The organism is Blautia caccae (assembly GCF_040095955.1).
GTDB lineage: Bacteria > Bacillota > Clostridia > Lachnospirales > Lachnospiraceae > Blautia > Blautia celeris.
In genome coordinates, this window is sequence record NZ_JBBMFP010000048.1 from 1 (window position 1) to 4708 (window position 4708).

The 4708-nt window shown below is 50.6% G+C and carries 3 protein-coding genes; all 3 read right to left on the minus strand.

Features of this window, described 5'->3' with window-relative positions:
- Nucleotides 1-254 precede the first annotated feature (254 nt).
- Nucleotides 255-2045, minus strand: a complete 1791-nt coding sequence (locus WMO65_RS25805) for a S9 family peptidase (protein WP_148393487.1) — start codon at nucleotides 2043-2045, stop codon at nucleotides 255-257.
- A 12-nt stretch (nucleotides 2046-2057) separates the two neighbouring features.
- Nucleotides 2058-3368, minus strand: a complete 1311-nt coding sequence (locus tag WMO65_RS25810; RefSeq protein ID WP_103732965.1) for a helix-turn-helix domain-containing protein — start codon at nucleotides 3366-3368, stop codon at nucleotides 2058-2060.
- 83 nt (nucleotides 3369-3451) lie between these two features.
- Nucleotides 3452-4627, minus strand: a complete 1176-nt coding sequence (locus WMO65_RS25815; RefSeq protein WP_148393488.1) for a M20 metallopeptidase family protein — start codon at nucleotides 4625-4627, stop codon at nucleotides 3452-3454.
- Nucleotides 4628-4708: the final 81 nt, after the last annotated feature.

A 4708-nucleotide genomic window follows, 5' to 3' on the forward strand; every position in this document is an offset into this window, starting at 1 on the left:
TCTTTAAAGGTCGGGTACTCCGGCAGAACGGGATCCAGTTTGATTACCATTGCTTTTCCGATTTCCGCATTGTTCATTTCACATCGTCTCCTTTACTTTTTTTATGATTTTAGCATTGGGACAGTCTAAAAAACGTCTATTTCTGATAAAGTTCTACGATGCTTTGAATTTTTTTTAGATAATTTAACCGAAATCCCTTCTCCATTTTAGTCTGATAAAGGGAAAATGTACTAATACACCAGAAAGTATTTTGGCTATTTTTGCAACAAATGCGATTTCAGGAATTCTGCTGCGGTCAAAATATACTTTATTCTGTTTTTTTGCTTAATTATCATGTGTCCTTCGTCCTCAAAGCAGAGGTATTCCACCTCTCTTCCAAGGGCTTTCAGACGTTTTGCCGCGTGCTCCGCCTCGCTCACAGGCACCCTGGTGTCATTGGCTCCGTGCACGATGAGAAGCGGACATTCCAGATTCTCAATGACTGCCTCCGGGGAGATGTCTTCCAGTAACTGTCTGTCCTGTTCCAGGCTTCCGTACTCAGCCTCCCTGGCAGCTCTTCGGTATCCTGCCGTATGCTTCAGGAAGCTTACCAGATTAAACATACCCACAACCTCCACTGCACAGGCCCAGAGCTTCGGCATCCTGGCCGCGCAGGAAAGGGTCATATAACCCCCGTAGCTTCTTCCGAAGACTGCCATCCGCTTTGGATCCGCAGTCCCGTTCTCAGTCAGATGCTTCACCAGCGCCTCGATGTCTCTCACTGCGTCCAGACGCTTTTCCTTATTGTCAAGATCCTGATAGGTCTTGCCGTATCCTGTGCTTCCCCGCACATTGGGGGCTGCCACTGCAATGCCTTCGCTGACCAGGTACTGGATGGTCTCCTCGTAAAAGCGTCGGATCTGAGATTCCGGTCCTCCGTGAATATAGACAGCCACCGGCAGATTCCCGGCGGGTATCCCCTTGGGGACATAGAGCCAGTATGGGATCTCCAGGCCGTCAAAGCTCTTGTAACGGCACAGCACAGGCTCTGTCAAATCCTCCTGCCTTACAGTCATATGTTCATTTTCCGTCACCTGTTCCAAAATTCCCTTTTCTATGTCCAGCAGCCAGATATTCTGGATCCTGCTGCCGCTTTCAAAGGAAAAAAGCAGCCTGTATCCTTCCTCTGACCATGTGACAGGCTCCTCATCCCCAATGGTTCCCCTGGGGATCCGGGGAATCTCTATCTCTTTTCCTGTCTCTGTCTCCAGAATATGGATTCCGAAATCTCCGTCCTCATTGACCACAACAGCCAGATACCGGTCCTTTCCCGACACGGCTATATGCGTGACATCCCAGTTTACCTCATATACCTCCTCCGTCCGGCCTGTTTCCCTGTCCCAGAACAGAACTCGTTTGAACTCCCGCTCCCTGTCGCTGATAAAATAAAAGCCGCTTCCGTCCCCCAGCCACACTGGGCTGTCCTCCATGGCGCACTGACGTTTGGGGCTCACCTTTGTCTCCTGATTGGTCAAAAGGTTCCTGCAGTATATCTGCATGTCAGCAAATGAAGTTCTTTTACTATATAAAAGGAGTTCTTCATCCGGGCTTACACAAAGAGGAAGACAGACTGCGTCTTTTCCTTCTATTAATATATCTGTTTTTCCGTTCTCCAGATTCTTTCTGCAGATGTCAAAAATACAGCGCAGCCTTTTGTTGGAGGCATAGTACACCCATTCACTGCCCACATCCCCCAGATGGCTGCGCACGTTTCTCGGATGATATACAACAGGCGTGACCTCTTCGCTGTCTGCGCCGATGCTGTATATCTGTTCATTTTCATCCCCGTCCATATCCATAGCGAAGAATATCTGCCCTCTGCCAAACTGCATCCGGCTGATCTTATCGCTGTTATGTGTTCTTTTTCTGCTGTTTCCCGTACGCAGGTCCTTTTCCCAGATCTGAGGTGCACCATCCCTGGTATCCAGGTAATAAATGGTATCCTCCTCTCCCCATACAGGGCAGCTGCATTTTGATGCTGTCAGATAATCTCTTACATTTCCCATAATCCATCTCCGTTAGTCGGAGATCCGGATGATCTGTTCCGGCCTTCCTCTTGTCTTCCGCTGTTTGGTGCCCACCACCTGCGCGGCGCCTGCGGTCACCATCTTCTGAAGGTATTTGCTGGCTGCGCGCACTGTGACACCCAGGCTGTCCGCAAGGAGCTGGGCGGTTACGCTTCCTTCCTCCTGCTTCCGGGCCACTGTGCAGATCTTCTGCAGGGTCAGTGCCGATACCCCTGTCTTTTCTGCCATTTCGGCATACTTCTCAGAAGGGGTTGTGGACAGTACCATACAGTTTCCTGAGACCAGAGGGCCGATCAGGTTTTCGTTTTCATCGATGGCATAGCTGGCGCCCTGAGGATGCATCATGGACTCCTGGTTGGCGTTCATGGCCTCCAGTCTGGCGCGCGTGGTATCTCTTCCCAGTCCGTATCCGATGCATACCCGGGCTCCTGTTTTTTTCTCAAGATATATTTTCAGCATGCAGACAGAATATGTTTCCGTGATCCTGTCTACCACACCGGCACTGGTATAGACCTCATACACAGAGGCATGTCTCTGGAGCATAAAATCGCAGTCATATTCCTTTGAGAACTGCAGGATCGCAGTCTGCATAGCAAGCTCTCCCAGCTCATCCCGCTCCTGTCCGCCTCTGTCCGCAGTGATATTGATGACTGCAGGCATGCTCTCCTTCATCCTGTCCATCTCAAGGGTCATGAGGAGCTGCTTTATCACATCCCGCATGTAAGGAATGCCCGGATATACAAAGTGGCAGGGAATCCCCATCTCCTCAAAATCCTTTGCCGCTGTACTGAGCCTTGTGATGACCTGGTCGATCCGGCCTGCCTCCCATTTTCCGCGCACATCCTCCACCATCTTAAAGCGGAGTTCTTTTAACTCCTCCAGGCTCATATGTGCCACCAGACTGCAGAAGTTCTCTCCCTCCGCATCCAGCGTGCCGTTCTCCACAGCTTCCCTGATATTTTTCCCCATCATGAAATCCGCATAGAGGCGCTCTGCCTTCAGATCCGGCTTCAGCGTCATGAGGCGAAACAGCTCCTGATAATAAGCCAGCATATCCACATGAAAGGTCTCAATGGGCTTCTTTGTATCCGGGCAGGCTGCGCGCAGCATGGCTCTTGAAATAATGCCGTTTACAATGAATCCGTCATACTTGTCTTCAATGCTTTTATAGATTTCCGGAATCTCCGATGATTTTTTATAATAATAGGTGGTAAACGTACAGTGCTCCTCAAAGGGAAGGACTGCCTCCTTCACCCTGGTATCCATAAATTCTGTACTGATAATTGCTGTTCTGTATTTCATCGTCTGCCACCTTTCCAAAGAATATTTTCCTGCAGCCTGCGCAGTAACCGCACAGACCTGCTATCGTTATATTCAGTTTACTACTACTTCACCTTCGCCGCAAGATATGCTTTCGCACCGCAGGCAAAGGCCGCAGCGCCGCTTACAAGGCTCGTCTCATCATAGCGGACTTTCGGATGGTGTGCTGAGAATTCATAGCCGTGTTTCCGGTCCCCGCCGCCCACTGCAAAGAACATGGAGGGTACCAGACGGCTCACCTCAGCAAAATCCTCTGAGCCGGAGGTCGTCTGATTGACACGGACGGCTGCCTTTCCGAGTGTTTCGGCAAATCCTTTTCCAACAATATCCGCGCATGCCTCATCCACTGTCAGCGCGCTGACTGAGGCGGGTATTTTCAGTTCTGCCTTTGCCCGGAACATTTCGGCGGTCATCTCCACACAGTTTTTGATCCTTGCCAGCAGATATTCCCTTGTCTCCTGTCTCACGGTTCTTAAAGTGCCGCCCATGTATGCCGTCTTCGGGATAATGTTCTTGGCATCCCCGCTGTGGAACTCTCCGAAAGTCAGGGCCGCCTGATCCTGGGGGTCTACCTCCCTGGCGATCAGCTCCTGAAGGGCCAGATGGATATGCAGGCCCACATTGATGGGATCCACCGAGTGATGAGGGCTTGCTCCGTGCCCGCCTTTTCCCTCAATGGAAATTTCCAGCAGGTCACTGGAATTACACACGACTCCCGCATTGTATCCCACAAATCCGGCAGGAGCCAGAGGCGCCATATGTACTCCCATGGCAGCATCCACATGGGGCTTTTCCAGGATTCCGTCTGCGATCATGGCTTTTGCCCCTTCCAGGGTCTCTTCGCCCGGCTGGAACATGAGCTTAACACGTCCGGGAAGTTCTTCCTCCTGCTCTTTTAATATCTTCGCAGCACCCAGAAGCATGGCCGTGTGCATGTCATGGCCGCAGCAGTGAGCAGTATCGCCTTTAGCCGCAAAGGGAAGGCCGCTCTCCTCCTTCATGGGCAGGGCATCCATATCTGCCCTTAAAAGGAACACCGGGCCATCCTCTTTTTTGCCGATAAGGGCAGTGACGCCGCAGCCTCCGCAGAGCTTCGGCTCAATGCCCATTTCACGCAGCTTCTCCATGACAAATTCTGTGGTAACCTTCAGGTTCATACCAAGCTCCGGATTCTGATGCAGAAATCTTCTGTTTGCGGTCATCTCCGGAAGTATTGCTTTTGCTCTCTCTAAATCGTTCATTTTTTTCTTGTATGATGTTTATAGAAGCTAAAACATCACATTTTCCTTTCTTTTAGTGATGTGACATAATACATTCAGATG

Coding starts and splice junctions, on each gene's coding strand:
- WMO65_RS25805 (WP_148393487.1), bottom strand. CDS start 2,045: ATGGGAAATGTAAGAGATTATCTGACAGCATCAAAATGCAGCTGCCCT.
- WMO65_RS25810 (WP_103732965.1), bottom strand. CDS start 3,368: ATGAAATACAGAACAGCAATTATCAGTACAGAATTTATGGATACCAGG.
- WMO65_RS25815 (WP_148393488.1), bottom strand. CDS start 4,627: ATGAACGATTTAGAGAGAGCAAAAGCAATACTTCCGGAGATGACCGCA.